General features: G+C 63.9%; 14 protein-coding genes. 5 read left to right on the forward strand and 9 right to left on the reverse strand.

Features of this window, described 5'->3' with window-relative positions:
- Positions 1 to 5 precede the first annotated feature (5 nt).
- From htpG to tldD, 3 genes are all read right to left on the reverse strand, one after another.
- Positions 6 to 1889 (reverse strand): molecular chaperone HtpG, encoded by a 1884-nt coding sequence (gene htpG, locus I7X43_RS00855; RefSeq protein ID WP_198098997.1) that lies wholly within the window; start codon positions 1887 to 1889, stop codon positions 6 to 8.
- Positions 1890 to 1978: 89 nt separating this feature from the next.
- The gene (locus tag I7X43_RS00860; RefSeq protein ID WP_198098998.1) at positions 1979 to 3085 is read right to left on the reverse strand and encodes a 3-deoxy-7-phosphoheptulonate synthase; all 1107 of its coding nucleotides are present in this window, start codon (positions 3083 to 3085) and stop codon (positions 1979 to 1981) included.
- Positions 3086 to 3246: 161 nt separating this feature from the next.
- Positions 3247 to 4704 carry a metalloprotease TldD gene (gene tldD / locus I7X43_RS00865; RefSeq protein WP_198098999.1) on the reverse strand — a complete coding sequence of 486 codons (1458 nt, stop codon included), beginning with the start codon at positions 4702 to 4704 and terminating at the stop codon, positions 3247 to 3249.
- 146 nt (positions 4705 to 4850) lie between these two features.
- On the opposite strand from tldD, the gene I7X43_RS00870 reads away from it, so the two are divergent.
- The gene (locus I7X43_RS00870; protein ID WP_198099000.1) at positions 4851 to 5162 is read left to right on the forward strand and encodes a hypothetical protein; all 312 of its coding nucleotides are present in this window, start codon (positions 4851 to 4853) and stop codon (positions 5160 to 5162) included.
- 18 nt (positions 5163 to 5180) lie between these two features.
- Here the strand turns inward: I7X43_RS00870 and rsmI are convergent, their stop codons facing one another.
- On the reverse strand, positions 5181 to 6083 hold the full coding sequence (rsmI, locus tag I7X43_RS00875) for a 16S rRNA (cytidine(1402)-2'-O)-methyltransferase (RefSeq protein WP_198099001.1): 903 nt from the start codon (positions 6081 to 6083) through the stop codon (positions 5181 to 5183).
- Between rsmI and I7X43_RS00880 the strand changes: the two genes are divergently transcribed.
- The 3 genes from I7X43_RS00880 to I7X43_RS00890 are packed head-to-tail and all read left to right on the forward strand — an operon-like array spanning position 6076 to position 7665.
- The gene (locus I7X43_RS00880) at positions 6076 to 6456 is read left to right on the forward strand and encodes a YraN family protein (RefSeq protein WP_246480083.1); all 381 of its coding nucleotides are present in this window, start codon (positions 6076 to 6078) and stop codon (positions 6454 to 6456) included. The two genes, rsmI and I7X43_RS00880, sit on opposite strands and share 8 nt — an antisense overlap.
- A gap of 23 nt (positions 6457 to 6479) precedes the next feature.
- The gene (locus tag I7X43_RS00885) at positions 6480 to 7052 is read left to right on the forward strand and encodes an SIS domain-containing protein (protein WP_198099003.1); all 573 of its coding nucleotides are present in this window, start codon (positions 6480 to 6482) and stop codon (positions 7050 to 7052) included.
- Between the two features lie 13 nt (positions 7053 to 7065).
- Positions 7066 to 7665, forward strand: a complete 600-nt coding sequence (locus I7X43_RS00890; RefSeq protein WP_198099004.1) for a BON domain-containing protein — start codon at positions 7066 to 7068, stop codon at positions 7663 to 7665.
- 40 nt (positions 7666 to 7705) lie between these two features.
- On the opposite strand, the gene I7X43_RS00895 is transcribed toward I7X43_RS00890, so the two are convergent.
- From I7X43_RS00895 to I7X43_RS00905, 3 genes are all read right to left on the reverse strand, one after another.
- The gene (locus tag I7X43_RS00895; RefSeq protein ID WP_198099005.1) at positions 7706 to 8572 is read right to left on the reverse strand and encodes an NAD(P)-dependent oxidoreductase; all 867 of its coding nucleotides are present in this window, start codon (positions 8570 to 8572) and stop codon (positions 7706 to 7708) included.
- Positions 8573 to 8588: 16 nt separating this feature from the next.
- Positions 8589 to 9725, reverse strand: coding sequence for a PilT/PilU family type 4a pilus ATPase (locus I7X43_RS00900; protein ID WP_198099006.1), 1137 nt, complete (start codon positions 9723 to 9725; stop codon positions 8589 to 8591).
- A 139-nt stretch (positions 9726 to 9864) separates the two neighbouring features.
- Positions 9865 to 10908, reverse strand: a complete 1044-nt coding sequence (locus I7X43_RS00905; RefSeq protein WP_198099007.1) for a type IV pilus twitching motility protein PilT — start codon at positions 10906 to 10908, stop codon at positions 9865 to 9867.
- A 35-nt stretch (positions 10909 to 10943) separates the two neighbouring features.
- On the opposite strand from I7X43_RS00905, the gene I7X43_RS00910 reads away from it, so the two are divergent.
- Positions 10944 to 11675, forward strand: a complete 732-nt coding sequence (locus tag I7X43_RS00910; protein ID WP_198099008.1) for a YggS family pyridoxal phosphate-dependent enzyme — start codon at positions 10944 to 10946, stop codon at positions 11673 to 11675.
- A gap of 82 nt (positions 11676 to 11757) precedes the next feature.
- Here the strand turns inward: I7X43_RS00910 and I7X43_RS00915 are convergent, their stop codons facing one another.
- Positions 11758 to 15141, reverse strand: coding sequence for a TonB-dependent receptor (locus I7X43_RS00915; RefSeq protein ID WP_198099009.1), 3384 nt, complete (start codon positions 15139 to 15141; stop codon positions 11758 to 11760).
- A gap of 224 nt (positions 15142 to 15365) precedes the next feature.
- Positions 15366 to 18470 carry a hybrid sensor histidine kinase/response regulator gene (locus I7X43_RS00920; protein ID WP_198099010.1) on the reverse strand — a complete coding sequence of 1035 codons (3105 nt, stop codon included), beginning with the start codon at positions 18468 to 18470 and terminating at the stop codon, positions 15366 to 15368.
- Positions 18471 to 18473 lie beyond the last annotated feature (3 nt).

The following is an 18473-nucleotide window of genomic DNA, read 5'->3' on the forward strand; positions in this document are numbered from 1 at the left end:
TGAGATCAGCCCAGCAGCAGCGCGTTGACCCGTTTCACATAGGCGGCCGGGTCGTCCAGCTGCCCGCCCTCCGCGAGCAAGGCTTGGTCGAACAGCACGTGGGCCAGGTCGTCGAACTTCGGGTGGCCCGCCAAGGCCTTGACCAGCGCATGCTCGGCGTTCACTTCCAGCGTGGGCTGGCTGCTGGGCGCCGCCTGACCGGCCTGCTTGAGGAGGCGCGCCAGGTGGGCGCTCATGTCACCCTCTTCCACCACGATGCAGGCGGGTGAGTCGACCAGGCGGGTGGTTACCCGCACGTCCTTGGCCCGGTCTTTGAGCGCGTCCTTGAGCTTGTCCAGCACCGGCTTGAAGGCCTCGGCAGCTTCTTCGGCCGCCTTCTTCTCGGCCTCATCCTGCAGCTTGCCGAGGTCCACGGCGCCCTTGGCCACGGATTGCAGCGTCTTGCCTTCGAACTCACTCAGGTAGCTGAGCATCCACTCATCCACGCGATCCACCATCAGCAGCACCTCGATGCCCTTCTTGCGGAAGATTTCGAGCTGCGGGCTGTTTTGAGCCGCGGCCAGGCTGTCGGCAGCGATGTAGTAGACGTGCTCCTGCCCCTCCTTCATGCGCGACAAGTAGTCCGCCAGGCTGACGTTTTCGCTGGCGTGGGTCGAGGCAAAGCGCAGCAGCTTGGCCAGACGCTCCTGGTTGGGGAAGTCCTCGCCCATGCCCTCCTTGAGGACGGCACCAAATTCCTTCCAGAAGGCGGCGTACTTGTCCTGGTCCGCCTGGTCCTCGCTGGTGGCGAGTGCCTCCAGCATGCCCAGCACCTTCTTGGTGGAGCCCTCGCGGATGGCGCGTACGTCGCGACTCTCTTGGAGCAATTCGCGGCTCACGTTCAGCGGCAGGTCGGCCGAGTCGATCACGCCGCGCACAAAGCGCAGGTAGCTGGGCATCAACTCCTGGGCGTCGTCCATGATGAAGACGCGCTTGACGTAGAGCTTCACGCCCGGCTTCTTGTCACGGTTCCAGAGGTCAAAGGGCGCCTTGGCCGGGATGTACAGCAGCTGCGTGTACTCGCTGCGGCCTTCCACGCGGTTGTGCGTGTAGGCCAACGGGGCCTGGCTGTCGTGGCTGAGGGTCTTGTAGAACTCCTCGTATTGCTCCTGCGTGACCTCGCTCTTCGGGCGCGCCCACAGGGCCGAGGCCTTGTTGATGGTCTCCCACTCGTCGGTCGCCACGTAGGCGCTCTTCTCGGCGTCCCAGACTTCCTTTTTCAGCAGGATCGGCAAGCTGATGTGGTCGCTGTACTTGCCCACCACCGCGCGCAGCTTCCAGGGCTGCAGGAACTCGTCCTCGCCCTCACGCAGGTGCAGGATGACGTCGGTGCCACGCCCGGCTTTTTCGATCGTCTCCACCTCGAATTCGCCCGTGCCTTCGCTCACCCAGCGCACACCTTGGTCGGCGGCCACCCCAGCGCGACGGCTTTCGACCGTGATCCGGTCGGCCACGATGAAACCCGAATAAAAACCGACGCCAAACTGACCGATCAGATTGGCATCGCCCTTCTTGGCGTCATCGAGCTTCGCCATGAAGTCCCGCGTGCCGCTCTTGGCGATGGTGCCCAAGTGCGCAATGGCTTCGTCGGCGCTCATGCCGATGCCGTTGTCACGGATGGTGAGGGTACGCGCCTCCTTGTCCACCAGCAGACGGATTTCCAAGTTCGGCGTGTCTTCGAACAGCTCGTTCTGATCCAGCGCCTCGAACCGCAGCTTGTCGCACGCGTCGCTGGCGTTGGAGACCAATTCGCGCAGAAAAATCTCTTTGTTGGAGTACAGGCTGTGCGTGACCAGATGCAGGATCTGCTTGACTTCAGCCTGGAAGGCATGGGTGTGTTTGGTGCTCATGGCGTGTCGTTCCAAAAAACAAAACCGGCGGCTGGCCATCTGGGGCCAAGCCGCCGGGTTTCAAGCCCCCATTTTGAGGCCGAGCGCCCTCAGGCGCCGCGCACCGCTTCGTCCAGATGGGCCAGTAGGTTGAGCGTTTGCATCCAATCGATGCAGGCATCGGTGATGCTCTGGCCATAGGTGAGCTTGGCCGGATCGTCCTTGCCGGGGCTGAATTTCTGCGCGCCGCCGTGCAAATGGCTCTCGACCATCACGCCAAACACCTGGCGTCGGCCCTCCCGCCACTGACGCGCCAACTCCTCGGCGACCAGCAGCTGCCGCTCGTGCTGCTTGCTGCTGTTGGCGTGGCTGCAATCCACCATCAATCGATTGGGCAGCTTGCTGGCGGTCAACTCAGCACATGCGGCGTCGATGCTGGCCTCGTCGTAGTTGGGGGCCTTGCCGCCCCGCAGGATCACGTGACAGTCTTTGTTGCCCTTGGTCTGCACGATGGCCACCTGCCCGTTCTTGTGAACCGACAGGAAGTGGTGCGGGCGGGCGGCCGCTTGAATCGCGTCGGTCGCGATCTTGATGTTGCCATCGGTGCCGTTCTTGAAGCCAATCGGCGCAGACAGCCCCGAAGACAACTCGCGGTGGACTTGGCTTTCGGTGGTGCGCGCCCCAATCGCACCCCAGGCGATCAGGTCGCCGATGTACTGGGGCGAGATCACGTCCAGGAACTCCGACGCGGCCGGCACGCCCAAGCGGTTGATTTCCAGCAGCAGCTGGCGTGCGATGCGCAGACCCTCGTCGATGCGGTAGCTCTCATCCAGGTAGGGGTCGTTGATCAGCCCCTTCCAGCCCACCGTGGTGCGCGGCTTTTCGAAGTACACCCGCATCACGATTTCCAGCGTGTCCTTGTACTGCTCGCGCACCGTGCGCAAGCGCCGGGCGTACTCCAGGGCAGCGGCGGGGTCGTGAATGGAGCAGGGGCCCACCACCACCAGCAGGCGCTGGTCCTTACCAGCCAGAATATTGCGAATGCTTTGGCGCGTTTGCAGCACCAGCTTTTCCATCGGCGTCCCGGCGATGGGGAAAAAGCGAATCAGATGTTCCGGCGGCGGCAGCGGTGTGATGTCGGCAATGCGCTCGTCATCGGTGCGGCTGGTGCGGTCTTCCTGGCTGTACACGCGTTCGGGCAGGGCTTTGGCGTTCATGGCTTTCGCTCAGGGCATAAAAAAACCGCCGGGCTTTTCGGGCCGGCGGTTTGTTGGGGATTCGGTTCGCGTTTCGCGCGCTCAGATCTCTCCACCGCCGGGGCAGGGATAGAACCAAAAGTAAAAGTAAGCAGCAGCGCGGAACATGGGGACTGAATGTATCAGGCCGTGCCGCCGACCGTCAGCCCTTCGATGCGAAGGGTGGGTTGCCCGACACCGACGGGCACGGATTGACCTTCCTTGCCGCACACGCCCACGCCCGAATCGAGCGCCATGTCGTTGCCGATCATGGACACGCGGGTCAGCGCCTCGGGGCCGTTGCCGATCAGCGTGGCGCCCTTGACCGGGTACTGGATCTTGCCCTTCTCAACCCAATACGCTTCGGAGGCCGAGAACACAAACTTGCCACTGGTGATGTCCACTTGGCCCCCACCGAAGTTGGTGGCGTACAGGCCTCGGTCGATGCTGGCGATGATTTCTTCCGGCGTCTTGTCACCGCCCAGCATGTAGGTGTTGGTCATGCGCGGCATGGGCAGGTGGGCATAGCTTTCGCGGCGCCCATTGCCCGTCTGGGCCACCTTCATCAATCGCGCGTTCATGGCGTCTTGGATGTAGCCCACCAAGATGCCGTCTTCGATCAGCACATTGCGCTGGCTGGCGTGGCCCTCGTCGTCGATGTTGAGCGAGCCGCGGCGGTCGGGCAGCGTGCCGTCGTCCAACACCGTCACGCCCTTGGCCGCCACACGCTGCCCGAGGCGGCCGGCAAAGGTGCTGGAGCCTTTGCGATTGAAGTCCCCCTCCAGCCCGTGACCCACCGCCTCGTGCAAGAGCACGCCCGGCCAACCCGGGCCCAGCACCACGGTCATTTCGCCCGCTGGCGCGGGGCGGCTTTCCAAATTGGTCAGCGCCCCATTGACCGCCTGGTCCACATAGCCACGCAACACCTCGTCGGTGAAGTAAGCCAGCCCAAAACGCCCGCCACCACCGCCGCTGCCCACCTCGCGGCGGCCATTGCGCTCGGCGATGACCGTGATGGACAGGCGCACCAAGGGGCGCACGTCAGCGGCGCGCAGGCCATCGGCGCGGGCGATCAGCACCACCTCATGCTCAGCGGCCAGGCCGGCCATGACCTGCACGACGGCCGGATCCTTGGCACGCGCCATGCGTTCGATTCGTTCCAGCAGGGCCACTTTGGCGGCACTGTCCAGGCTGGCGATGGGGTCGGCGCTGCCGTAGAGCTGAAGCCCGCGGGCCTGGCGCGCCAGCACCTTGATGCGGCGGCTTTGCCCCGCTGCGGCGATGGTGCGTACCGTCTGCGCGCAGTCAGCCAGCGCCGCTTCGGTCAGCGAATCGGAATACGCAAAGGCAGTTTTTTCGCCCACCACCGCGCGCACGCCCACCCCTTGGTCGATGGAAAAGCTACCGCTTTTCACAATACCCTCCTCCAAACTCCAGCCCTCTGCACGGGTGGTTTGGAAATAGAGATCGGCATCGTCCACGCGGTGCGCGGTGATCAACTTGAGCGTCCGGTCCAGCGCGGCCTCATCCAGACCAAACGGAGTCAACAAACTGCCGTGGGCAGCGGCCAGCGCGGTGAGCATGGAGTCAGGTGCATTCATGGGGCAATTGTGAGGGGTGCCATCCACTTTTTGGGGTTCACACAACTTGACGCGAGCTTTACGCCCCCGCGGTCAGCAAACCATTCCCGCCGCCGTTGAACACCCCACCGCGGCCATCGGGGTCGCGGCCTTCACCGGAGTCCACCATGAAATCAATCCCCCTCGCCCTTGTCCTCGCCGGCTTCTTGATGGCCGCACTGAACGCGCATGCCGGCACCCCGCGCGTGGATCAACGACAGGCCAGCCAGCAGCAGCGCATTGAACAAGGCGTCGCGACGGGCAGCCTCACGGCACCCGAAACCCTGCGTCTGGAAAAAGAGCAGGCTCGCATCCAAAAAATGGAAACTCGCGCCCAAGCCGATGGGGTGATCACCGGCAAAGAGCGCGCCCGCTTAGAAGCCGCGCAAGACGCCGCCAGCCGGGATATCCACCGCAAGAAGCACAACGGCCGCCGGTAAACCAGGCGCGGTGCCGGCTCAGGCGCCCTTCAGTTCCAGGGCCCGCGCGTACAAGGCGTTGCGGGCCACACCGCTGAGCTGAGCTGCCAGGCCCACGGCTTGCTTGAGCGGCAACTCGTTCAGCAGGGTTTGCAGCATGCGCTCCGCGTCTGGCGGCAAGCCCTCTTGCCCTTGCCCTGCCGGCTGGGCATGCAGCACCAGCGCGAATTCCCCCCGCTGGGCATTCGCATCACCCTGCAAGGCAGCCGGCAGATTCGCGCAAGTCAGCGTGGTCACGGTCTCGAACTGCTTGGTCAATTCCCGAGCGCAGGTGACGAGGCGCTCCGGCCAGCGTTCGGCCAAGTCTTGGGCCAAGGTGGCAATGCGGTGCGGCGCCTCAAACAGAATCTGCGCATCCCCCGGTCGGTCCAGCGCGGCTAGCGCCTGCGCGCGGGCCTCGCCCTTCGGGGGCAGGAAGCCCACAAACCGAAAACCGGTGGCCTGGGCATCTCCGGCCACACTGAGCGCGGCCAGCGGCGCACTGGCACCGGGCAGGGGAATGGCGCGCAGGCCGGCCGCCCGCACCTCGGCCACCAGGCGCGCGCCCGGGTCAGACACCGCCGGCGTCCCCGCATCGCTGACAAACGCGATGCGCTCACCGCGCTGCAGCCGCGCGCAGACGCCTTGTGCGGCTTCTCGCTCGTTGTGCTGATGCAAGGCGATCAGCGGCTTGTGCAGGCCCAAGTGACGCAGCAACTGCCCACTCACCCGCGTGTCTTCACAGGCCACCGCATCCGCCATCGCCAAGGCATGCACCGCCCGCAAACTCAAATCTGCCAAGTTACCGATGGGAGTGGCCACCACATACAGCGCACCAGCGGGATACTGCTGGCCGCCGGCCACGTGGGCGGCAACCGCCAGGAGGTCAAGGGCGTTGGACATTCAAAAGCTCTGGAGCCCCCGCGCCACCGGGGATGAAGGCGAAGCGCGTGCACTGCAGTACTTGCAGCAGCAAGGGCTCAAGTTGATGACGCGGAATTATCGGATTGGCGGCGGGCCGCACCGGCCCGCCGGTGAAATCGACTTGATCATGCGCGACGGCGACACCCTGGTTTTCGTCGAAGTGCGTTCGCGTCGCTCCTCCGCCCACGGCGGGGCCGCCGCCAGCATTGGCCAGGGCAAGCGCCGCCGCGTCATTCGCGCAGCGCAGCACTTTTTGCTGCGGTTGGATCGCTTGCCGCCCTGCCGGTTCGATGTGGTCGCGCTGGACGGTGAGTCGCTGCAATGGTTGCAGGCCGCGTTTGATTTGGGGTAAACCCCGCCTATCATCCTGGCCCCATGACGGAAGCCCGCATTCAAGCCCAGTTTTTTGAGAGCGCCGATTGGTTTTACCAAGCGGCCGAGCAACTCACCCGCCCCCTCGCCGCCGCAGCCCAAATGGCGGTGGGCACCCTGACCAGTGGCGCCCGTCTGTGGGTGGCCGGCAGTGGGCTGGCGCAAGGCGATGCGCAGTGGTGGTCTCAACTGCTGCTGAATCGCTTTGAGCAGGACCGCCCGCCCCTCTGTGCCCAAACCCTGCAGGCTGAGTTGGGCGACCTTCACGGCGTGCCGGCCCTGGTTCGCCAAGTGCAAGCGCTGGCCCACCCGGGTGACTTGCTGGTGTGGATTGACCCGCTGGGGGATGCGCAAGCCGGCCTACTCGTCGAAGCCGCGCACCAGCAGGATGTGGCGGTGGTGGCGCTGTGCGGCAATCAGGACGCCCACCTGCGCGCCGTCATGACGGAGACCGACTTGTTGATTCGTGTCGCGCACCCGCGCTGGCCGCGGGTCACCGAAACCCACCGTTTGGCCTTGCATGCCCTGTGCGACGCCATTGACGTTCAACTGCTCGGCCTGGATGCCGGCGCCTAACCTTGACTTTCCCATGCTGAAAAAAATTCTCGTTCTGACGCTCCTGGCTTCCGCCCTGACGGCTTGCACGCCCCTCGTTGTGGGCGGGGCCATGGTGGGAGGGGCGCTGATGGCGACGGACCGGCGCACGGCAGGCACGCAAGTCGAAGACCAGGGCATTGAGCTCAAAGCCGCGCTGCGACTGCGCGAAGCCCTGGGTGACCGCGCCCACCTCAACGTCACCGCCTACAACCGGGTGCTGCTGATCACTGGCGAGACCAAAGAAGAAGCCGACCGCCTGCGCGCGGAGCAGGTGGCGGCGCAAGTGGAAAACGTCAGCCGGGTGGTCAACGAGGTGCAGCCCGGATTCCTGAGTTCGCTGACCTCGCGCTCGAGCGATGTGGTGCTCAAGGCCAAAGTCAAGGCCACCCTGATTGATGCCCAGGACTTGATCTCCAACGCCTTTGAGATCGTGGTGGAACGCGGAGAAGTCTTCTTGATGGGGCGCGTCACCGAGCGCGAGGCCCACCGTGCCGCTGAACTGGTGCGCGGCATCCCTGGCGTCAAAAAAGTGGTGCGCGTCTTTGAGCTGATCAGCGAGGAAGAACTCGCCCGCCTGCAACCCAAGAAGTAATCCAGGCACAGACCGGCGGGGGCCGCGGGGCCCCTGCCCCTCACTGAAGCCGGCGAATCAGGCTGGAGGTGTCCCAGCGATTCCCGCCCAGGGCCTGCACCTCGGCATAGAACTGGTCGACCAAGGCCGTCACGGGCAAACGGCTGCCATTGCGACGGGCCTCGTCCAGCACCAAGCCCAGGTCCTTGCGCATCCAGTCGACAGCAAACCCAAAGTCAAAACGGTCCTCCAGCATCGTGGGGCCACGTTGGTCCAGTTGCCAACTCTGCGCCGCGCCTTGCCCAATGACCTTGAGCACGGCCGGCATGTCCAGTCCTGCGTTCTGACCAAACGCCAGGGCTTCAGCCAGACCCTGCACCAGGCCTGCGATGCAAATTTGATTGACCATCTTGGCGAGCTGTCCGGATCCGCTCGTCCCGAGCCAGGTCACAGCCTTGGCGTAATGACGCAAGATCGGTGCAACCCCCTCAAACGCCGCGGCGTCCCCCCCCACCATGACGGTGAGTTGCCCTTTCTGCGCCCCCACCTCACCACCCGACACCGGTGCATCCAGGAACGTCACGCCGTGCTTCGCGCACAGGGCTGCCATTTCGCGCGCCAATTCGGCCGAGGTGGTCGTGTGGTCCACGATGACCGAGCCCGGCGCCAACACGGTCAACAGGCCGTCCTCGCCGCCGACCACCCGCCGCACGTCCTCGTCGCGGCCCACACACAGGGCCACCACCCGGCAGCCCTGAGCAGCCTCGGCTGGCGTTGCCGCGGCCCGTCCGCCATAGGCCTGCGCCCAGCGCTGCGCTTTGTCTACGCTGCGGTTGAAAACGCTCACCGACAGACCGGCGCGCTGCCAATGGCCAGCCATGGGCGCGCCCATAGCCCCCAAGCCGATGAAGGCCACAGATTCGCTCATAGGTGCCTCGAAACAATCAAACGATGGTCAGGTGCTCGGTGCCCGCGTTCAGGTCGCCGCTGCGGGCCCGTTCGCTGTTGAGCTTGATGTTCAGGCGCAGGTCGTTCACCGAGTCCGCGTTGCGCAGGGCGTCTTCGTACAGCACCCGCCCACCTTCGTAGAGGTCGAACAAGGCCTGATCGAAGGTTTGCATGCCCAGTTCGCGCGAGCGCTTCATCACATCCTTAATCTCCCCCACCTCGCCCTTGAAGATGAGTTCGGAGATGAGCGGCGTATTGATGAGAATTTCGACTGCGGCAATCCGCCCCTTGCCTTCGCGACGAGGCAGCAGACGCTGCGAAATCAGGGACTTCAGGTTGAGCGAAAGGTCCATCAACAGCTGCTGACGCCGCTCTTCGGGGAAGAAGTTGATGATCCGGTCCAGCGCCTGGTTGGCGCTGTTGGCGTGCAGGGTTGCCATGCACAAGTGGCCGGTTTCCGCAAAGGCGACCGCGTGGTCCATGGTTTCACGGTCGCGGATTTCCCCCATAAGGATCACGTCCGGGGCCTGACGCAGCGTGTTCTTCAGCGCCATGTCCCACCCATCGGTGTCGATGCCCACCTCACGCTGGGTGACGATGCAGTTCTTGTGGGGGTGCACAAATTCGACCGGATCTTCAATCGTGATGATGTGCCCGTGTGTGGTTTCGTTGCGGTGATCCACCATGGCCGCCAGGGTCGTGGACTTGCCGGAACCCGTCCCCCCCACCAGGATGATGAGTCCGCGCTTGGTTTGCACCAGGTCGCTCAGGATGGGCGGCAACTCCATCGAGGAAACGGTCGGCAGGGTGGCCGGAATGGTCCGCAGCACCAGGCCCACATGGCCCTGCTGAATGAAGGCATTGCAGCGAAAACGGCCAATCCCTTGCGGGGAAATCGCGAAGTTGCACTCCTTGGTTTTTTCAAACTCCGCCGTCTGCTTGTCGTTCATGATGGCGCGCGCCAACTGAATCGTGTGTTGCCCCGTCAGGGGCTGCGGTGAGACCTTGGTGACCTTGCCATCCACCTTGATGGCGGGCGGAAACTCGGCCGTCAGGAACAAGTCCGAGCCCTTGCGCGACACCATCAAGCGCAGCAGGTCGTTGATAAATTTTGAGGCCTGATCGCGTTCCATTCAGCGGTCCTGTCGGGAATCCTGGGTCCAGCGGGAAAAACGCTTCCCGCTGCCGTTCTCGCCCAATTTCTCGGTTTGTCGGTCAGAGTATTTTGACGAGACTCCCCTTCGTGTCGTCTTCGCCAAACTTCCCCGGCTGTCAGCCAGGGAAGTTTTCAGGGAACTTGGCCTTCCCTCGCGCTTCGGCCGGGCTGATGACATTGCGGCGCACCAAATCGGTCAAATTCTGATCCAACGTCTGCATGCCCAGGCTCTGGCCCGTTTGAATGGCCGAGTACATCTGGGCCACCTTGTTCTCGCGAATCAGGTTGCGGATGGCCGACGTGCCAATCATGATTTCATGCGCGGCCACCCGGCCGCTGCCGTCCTTGAGTTTGCACAGCGTTTGGGAGATCACGGCCACCAGCGACTCGGACAACATCGCCCGCACCATGTCTTTTTCGGCGGCCGGGAACACGTCCACGACCCGGTCAACCGTTTTGGCCGCAGAGCTGGTGTGCAGGGTGCCGAACACCAAGTGCCCCGTTTCAGCCGCCGTCAGGGCCAAACGGATCGTCTCCAGATCGCGCAGCTCACCCACCAGCACGCAGTCCGGATCCTCCCGCAAGGCGGAGCGCAGCGCGTTGGCGAAGCTCAGCGTGTGCGGTCCGACCTCCCGCTGGTTGATCAAGCACTTCTTGCTTTCGTGCACGAATTCGATCGGATCCTCAATCGTCAGGATGTGGCCGTACTCGTTTTCATTCAGGTGGTTCACCATGCCCGCCAGCGTGGTCGACTTGCCCGAGCCGGTCGGCCCGGTCACCAGCACCAACCCCCGAGGGCGCAAGGCCAAGTCGGCAAAGACCTTGGGGCACCCCAATTGCTCCAAGGTCAGGATCTTGCTCGGAATCGTCCGGAACACCGCGCCCGCCCCGCGGTTCTGGTTAAACGCGTTGACCCGGAAGCGCGCCAAGCCCTGAATCTCAAAGGAAAAGTCCACCTCCAGCGTGTCCTCGTAGACCTTGCGCTGGGCGTCATTCATGATGTCGTACACCATGTCGTGCACGCCGCGATGATCCAAGGCCTCGACATTGATCCGGCGCACGTCACCGTGCACCCGAATCATGGGGGGCAGGCCAGCGGACAAGTGCAAGTCGGAGGCTTTGTTCTTGACCGAGAACGCGAGGAGTTGGGTGATGTCCATGGCGGGCCAAAAGAAGAGATAGGCTGCGAACCATTATGGCCATCTCCTCCCCCTTTTCGATTGTTTCTGCTGGTAATGCCGCCTCTCGTTTGCACGCAGTCCACACCCGCCTGAGGGCAGCCTGTGCGCAGGCCGGGCGCCCGGACAACGCCGTGGGCCTGCTGTGCGTCAGCAAGACGCAGCCGGCAGCGGCCATCCGCGAATTTCACCAACTCGGTGAGCGACATTTCGGCGAAAACTACCTGCAAGAAGCCCTGGACAAGATGGCCGAGTTGCCCGACCTGCGGCCCACCCTGACCTGGCACCTGATCGGCCCCCTGCAGAGCAACAAGACACGGTTGGCTGCCGAAGCCTTCGACTGGGTGCACAGCGTGGACCGACTCAAAATTGCCCAGCGTCTGAGTGAGCAGCGCCCCCCCACCAAGGTGCCGCTGCAGGTGTGCCTCCAAGTCAATGTCAGCGGTGAGTCCAGCAAAAGCGGCGTCCCCCCCCAGGAACTGCCCGCTCTGGCGCACGCGGTTGCGGCACTGCCGCGCCTGAAGCTGCGCGGGCTGATGAGCATTCCCGCCCCCGCCGAAGGCTTCGAGGCCCAACGCGCGCCCCACCGCCAGTTGCGCGCCCTGTTCGATCGACTCAATGCCGAAGGCTTGGCGCTGGACACCCTCAGCATGGGCATGAGCGCCGACTTGGAAGCCGCCGTGGTGGAAGGGGCCACTTGGGTGCGCGTGGGCACGGCGCTGTTTGGCGAGCGCCCCCAAAAAGCCTGACACGAATCAACACGAGCGGCAATGAAGAAGGGGGCCGTAGGCCCCCTTGATACTTGCCAGAGCGCCCCGAAGGGCGCGACGGTCAGAACGTGTAGCGTGCCGTGACCTGCACCGCCCACTGCGACTCGCCGCGCACCTGGCGCGTCGTGAAGGTGCGCGGATCGTTGACCGTGTAGATCATCTTGCCGGTCGCCGGATCAATGCCTGAGTAGTTCACGAAGTTGCGCACATTGCCGCCCGTGCCGAAGCCGATTTCGTCAATGCGGCCCCAACGCTTGTCCAGCATGTTGCCGAAGTTCAGGATGTCCAGCGCGATCACGCCCTTGTGACCGGCAAAGAAACCGGGCACTTCCTGGCTGATGCGCAGGTCGATGTTGTTGGTGAACTTCGAGAACTCCGCGTTGCGCGCCACCACACCGCCGCGCGCGTTCGTCAGAGCGGGACTGTTGTGGACCACGTCCCAGAACTTGGCCTCCGCCGCGGCGCCGGAATTGGCCACCGTATTGGAAGAGCCCGGCAGCTTGAACAGCACATCACCCGACCCTGGGGCATTCGGGATATAGAGCAGATCATTGCCGGCAACGCCGTCGCCATTCATGTCGTTGTTGAAGGTCCAGCTATAGGGTTTGCCCTCGCGGCCTTCATAGAACACCCCGACGGTGGTCTTGTATTTGCCGAAGAACGCCTTGCTGAAGTTCACCGAGGCACTGAAGCGATCTCGGATCAAGTAGGCCGAGTTCGACGCCACTTCCTCGTTGGGGTTGTAGATTGCGCGGTTCAACCAGTTCGAGTTGGCCGTCGACGAGGTCAGCGGGCTGACTTCGGTCGCGCTGGTGCGGGTGTAGGCGAGGCTCCAGCTCAGGCCCGGCATCGGGCGTTGGCTGAGCGACAGCGTCACGGCATTGCCGCCGCCCTTGTCCGTGCGCTCAACCACGGTCACGTTGTTGAAGCCCGGGTTGTTCAAGGCCTTGAAGGTGGCGCCACTGCACAGCTTGCCCGGCGTCGTGGAGTTCTGCGGCGTGCTGCCGCCCGGCAACCAGCAGTTGGGGTCGCGACCCGCTGCGTTCCAGAACATGTCGCGGCCATCCGGGGCCTTGGCCGTGGCCGCACCCAGATTCAAGTACCGGTAGTACAGGCCGTCCTTGACATCGGTAAACAGCCATTCGGCACCAAAGGTCAGGCCGTGCCAGGGCAATTCAGCGTCATAAGCCAAGTTGGCCTTGACCACCGAGGGCTGCTTCACGTTCGGCGCGATGAAGTCGACGTTCGGCGCCGGCGGCGTCCCCGCGATCACCGGTTGAGTGTCAGGGTTCGGGCTGAAACGAACCGACGCACAGGCGGTGGCGCTGTTGCAGTTGAAGTTGCCCGTGGCCACCCCCGCGTTCTGGAAGGGGTTGGTCATCCACACGTTCGCGGCGTTCCCTTGGAACAAACCGACGCCGCCGCGCAACTGCTCTTTGCGTTTGTCGGCATTTTTGAACGCGTAGTTGAACCCCAGACGCGGCTGGAACAGCTTCATGCCGTCCATGGTGCGCGTGTTGTCATAACCAAAGCCACCGGCGGCGCGACCCGTGCTGGTGTTGACCGTGGGGGCAGCCGAGGCGGCCGCGTTCGCGATGGGCCGGTCATCGGTCGTGAAGCGGTCAATGCGCACCCCACCCACCAAAGTCAGCTGACTGCTGGCCTGCCAGGTGTCTTGCAAGAACAGGCCCAGGTTGTTCTGCGTCCAATCCGCCACCCCGTCGGTCAGCGCCTTACCCGAGAGCGGCAATTGCACGGTGTAGGAGGTCGGAATGCCCGCCGTCCACAGGGCCAGCGGATCGGCCGGATTCGGGTTGGAACTGGTCGGCGAGGCCTGACGGAACTCGTACACGCCCTTGGTGTTTTGCAAGAAGGCGTTGTAGATGTCGTTCTTCTCGAGATCGAAGCCGCCCTTGATTTCGTGGTCGTCCAGGATCCAGTTGGCCGCGAAGAAGGTGTTCGACGTCTTGGTCGAGAGCTTGTTGAACTGGCGGCTGTTTTCCGTGCCAAACCGCAGGGTCTGGGGTTGGGTGGCCGACAGACCACTGCCGGCAGCCGACGAGTTCCAGATCAGGCTGACCTGGGGCAGGTTGCTGTTGTTCAGCGGCACGCTGTCGTAGTCACGTTGCGAGATCTTGAGCTCGGTGGAGAAGTTGTCCGTCCAATCCGAGAACACTTGGCCCACGATGGACTCGAGCGTCTTGGCCTGCACATACCAGTGCGAGCTGAGCGACATCAGCGTGTTGCTGGTCGTGCTGGGGTAGATCGGGTTGTTTTCTTCCGATTTGGCGTAGCGCACGTTGGCGCGGTGCTTTTCGCTGATGGTCCAGTCCAGCTTCAGCAGCGTGTCCTTGGCCGTCAATTCCACGCCGGCCGGTGTCGCCGTACCACCAATGTCCATGCCGTATTTGGACTTGGCCAGGGCCACCGCCGCATCGACCTGCGCTTGCGTCAGTCCCGTGAACGGCAGGGTGCCGCCCACAACGCCAAAACCCGGGCCGTTGCGGGTGCTGGCCAGCTCTTCATAGCTGGCGAAGAAGAACAGCTTGTCTTTGATGATCGGGCCGCCGAGCGTAAAGCCCTTGGTGTCTTCCTTGAAGCCCGGTGGGTTGAAATACGTGTCGGTGTTGCGGTTGTAGCGCTTACCGGCCATGTTGGCATCCCTGTACACGTAGTACATGCTGCCCTTGAGTTCGTTCGTGCCCGACTTGGTCACGGCATTGATGTTGGCGCCGGTGTAGCCCGTCTGGGTGACGTCGTAATTGCTCAGGTTGACCTGCACCGCCTGAATCGCGTCGATGGAGATCGGCTGCTTCAGCATCGGCAGGTTGTTGGCCTCCAGACCGAAGGTGTCGTTGATGCGCACCCCGTCCACGGTGATGGAGTTGAAGCGGGTGTTCTGACCGCCTGCCGAGATTTCGCCGCGTTCCTTGTCGGTCTGCGCCAGACGCGGATCCGTGCGGGCGTAATCCTGCAAGTTGCGCTGGATGGAGGCGTAGGCGTCCAACTCCTGACGGCCCAATTGCGTGCCCGAACCCATGGCCGAGCTGCTGAATTTGTTGTTGGCGGATGCCGCACCCGTCACCACCACGGCTTCGAGTTGTTGCTGCCCCAAGCGCAGGTCCACCACCGTGGTTTCGGCCAGAGCCAAATACACCTCGTTGTTGACCGTCTTGTCGGCGCCCTTGGTCACCGTCACCGTGTAGGGGCCGCCCACGCGCAACCCGCGCGATGCAAAACGGCCTTCAGCATCGGTGGTCAGGGTCACGGTCGAACCGGACTCCCGGTGCACCACCACCACCGTGGCACCCGCCACCGGCTTACCGTCCAGGGTGGTGACGCGGCCACCAATGGCCGCCGAGGTGTTCTGCGCCAAGGCCGGAGCGGCGGCCACGATGGCCACCGCCGCAGCCAGCGCGGTACGAGCAAAGAGAGTCGAGCTCATCAGGGAAAACTCCTAGGTGTTAACGCGATACGCTGAACGCAAGTCGGCCGCCTGTATCCGGAGACCTTGTAGAGATCTCCCAGACCGGCGGCCGCAAGGAAAGCATGAAGTGGTTGGATTGTCATGCCGGCGCGTGACCGTCGTGTGACGGTCCGTGGAGAGAGTCCTCAAGCCTCCCTGTTTCGCCACTTTTTTGCAACACGCTGTGGCGCGCGCGCCGCAGGTCAAACCCGTAGTTGGCGAAATCGCTCCACCGTTTCGCGCAGCGCCGCCCGCTCCGCCGCCCCGTCAGCAAGGCGGTTCGCTTTGGCCACGGCCTCCACGGCCCGGGCCGCTGATGTGAGCGCCTTGACGGACAGATTGCCGGCCGACCCGGCCAAGGCATGGGCGGCCTGGGCGACTCGCAGGGGGTCGGTCTCTTGCCACCCCGCCTCGACCTCGGCCAGTCGCGCATCCACATCAGCCCGCAGCATGTCCATCAACTCGATCAACAAGGCGGTGTCACCGCCCAGGCGGTCGAGTGCTTCTGCCTGGTCCCAGTCGGCCGAAACTTCAGGGGTGGGGGTTGGAGCCGGCACCCCACTGGCTGGCGGACGTTCGCCCAGCACCCGCTGCAGTTCCAGCACCAAGAGTTCGGTTTGAATGGGCTTGGATACATAACCATCCATGCCCGCCTCAAAACAGCGCTCCCGATAGCCCTCCAGGACGTTGGCCGTCATCGCCACGATGGGTACCCGCCTCGCCCCGGACTGCGCCTCGCGGGCACGGATCTGCACCGTGGCCTCAACTCCCCCCAATACTGGCATTTGCATGTCCATCAAAACCAGGTCATAGCCGCGCTCGGCGGTGGCTCGAACCGCCTCCAAGCCGTTGGGGACCACATCGACATGGTGGCCGAGTTTGGCCAACAGTCGCGTCGCCAGCACCTGGTTCACCGGGTTGTCTTCGGCCAGCAGCAGATTCAAGCTCTGCTGACCAGCGGCCGGGGCCACCCGGGCCTTGCTCACACTGGAGCGCGCCACCACGGGCTCGCCGTGGGCGACCTGAACCAGCGCATCAAACAAATCCGAGGGTGACGCCGGTTTGACCATGCAGCCCGCCACCCCCAGCGATTGGCTGTCCTGAGACACCCGGCGCTGCTCGATCACCGGCGCCGTCAGCAAGGTTTTTTCCAGCAAGCGCGGTTGGCCCGCCAGGGTGGCGGCCACATCGCGCCCACTGAGGTGGGGCAAATTGACATCCAGCAGCACCAAGTCAAACGCTTGCTCGCTCAAGCGTTTCAGGGCCGCCTCGCCGTCCGCAACGGTCGTCACGTCCATGCCCCACACGGCCATCAACTCGGACTCCCAAGCGCGAGCCGTGGGGTGGGCTTCGGCCAGCAGCACGCTCAAGCCCTGCAACGCCGGAGCGGTCTGCACCGGGTGACAGGCTGCGCCCAAATCAGCCAAGAAGTGGAAAGTTGAACCGCGGCCAGGCTCGCTCTCCACCCAGATGCGCCCGCCCATCAATTCTGCGAGCCGAACCGAGATACTCAATCCCAAGCCCGTGCCGCCAAAGCGCCGGGTTGTGGAGGTATCGGCCTGCGAAAAGGCCTCGAAAATTCGATCGAGTTTGTCGGCTGGAATGCCGATACCGGTATCGCGAACACTGAACTGCACGCGGCCCGACCGATCCGACTCGGGGCGCACATCCACCTGCACCTCGCCCGCGGCCGTGAATTTGATGGCGTTGCCCACCAAATTGGTGAGCACTTGACGCAAGCGGCCCGGATCACCCTGACACACTGCCGGCAACGTGGGGGCAATCCGAAAGTGCAACGCCAAGCCCTTTTCTTGCGCCTGTAGCGCCAGCGGCCTCAGCGTCTGCGACATCAGATTCGCCAGATCAAAGTCGATCCGGTCCAGCGTCATCTTGCCGGCCTCGAACTTAGAAAAATCCAGGATGTCGTTGACGATGACCAAGAGCGCATCGGCCGAACTCTTGACCAGGCTGAGGTACTCCCGCTGTTCGGCACTCAACTCGGTGTCCAGCGCCAATTCGGTCATGCCAATGATGCTGTTCATCGGCGTGCGGATCTCATGGCTCATGTTGGCCAGGAAGTCTCCTTTGACCTGCAGCGCAGCCTCCGCCGCCTCCTTGGCTTCGGTCAGTTCGAGCATCAAGCGCTTCATGGCCGTGATGTCGGTGCGCAAACTCACCGTCATACCTTGCGGGGTTTGGCTGTCATCCATGCGCAGCCAGGCCTCTTCCACCTTGGCCTCGCGCACGCCGCGGTCCACGCGGAACCCCTGCAGGCGCCGTTCTCGATCAGCGGGGCCGTCCCCGGCTTGCGCCGCATAGGCCGCACTCAAGTCGTCGTATCGCGCGCCAACCACAAGCTGCGCCGCCAAGCTCGGATAGAACTGCCGGTAGCGGCTGTTGCAGGTCACCAAGCGCTGATCGGAATCGAACATCGCAAAACCGGCATCCAAGGCTTCGATCGCATCGACCAGTTGAGCTCGGGTGCGCGTGATCTCTTCTTGGGCCAGCTTGGCCTCGTGCGCGTCCAGCACAAAGCCGTCCATGTAGACCACGTCGTCGTGGGGGTCGCGCACCGATTGGCCGCGCCCATGCACCCAGCGGTAGTGCCCGTTGGCATGACGCATGCGGTATTCCTGGACATAGGGGCGCCGTTGTTCGATGGCCTGCAGCACCTCCTGGGTGGCCGCTTCGATGTCCTCGGGGTGGATGAGATCCAGCAGGTTGCGCCGCTTGTCCATGAACTCACGGGCCGGCCAACCCGTCAGCTCTTCGACACCATCCGAGATCCACACCAGTTTGGCGGGCGGCCCCACGCGCGCCCGGTACACGCAACCGGGCAGGTTGAAGAGCAGGCTGCGGAACCGGGCTTCCTTTTGCACCAATTCACGCCGCGCCTGCTCGCTCTCCGCCACCAGTTCGCCCAGTAAGGAACTAAGCGCCAGCAGGTTGTCTTCCCCGTCGACCGCCAGCGGCGGGCGACCGGTGCGCACCAGCAATTCATTGCTGGTCCGGCGCAGGCCTTCCAACACCGCCCGCTGCGCCGCCGACTCTTGTCGCAGCCGCTCATTGACCCCGCTGAGTTCCGCGCTGGACAGCTCAAGGCTCCGCGTTCGCAGCGTCAGATCGCGATCACTCTGCTCATAGGCCGCATCGACCAACTCCAAAAAATGCGGCAACTTGTTCGCAAGCGCCTGCACTGCGGGGTCGGCCGCCTGCCCCAGGGCCCCGAGCAGCGCCTCCAGCGCCTCCGGCCCCTCGACGCCCAAGCCCCGTTTGAGCTGCCGCTGCAGCAACTTGGTCCGCACCATGAG

The organism is Inhella gelatinilytica (assembly GCF_016093295.1).
Taxonomy (GTDB): Bacteria; Pseudomonadota; Gammaproteobacteria; order Burkholderiales; family Burkholderiaceae_C; genus Inhella; species Inhella gelatinilytica.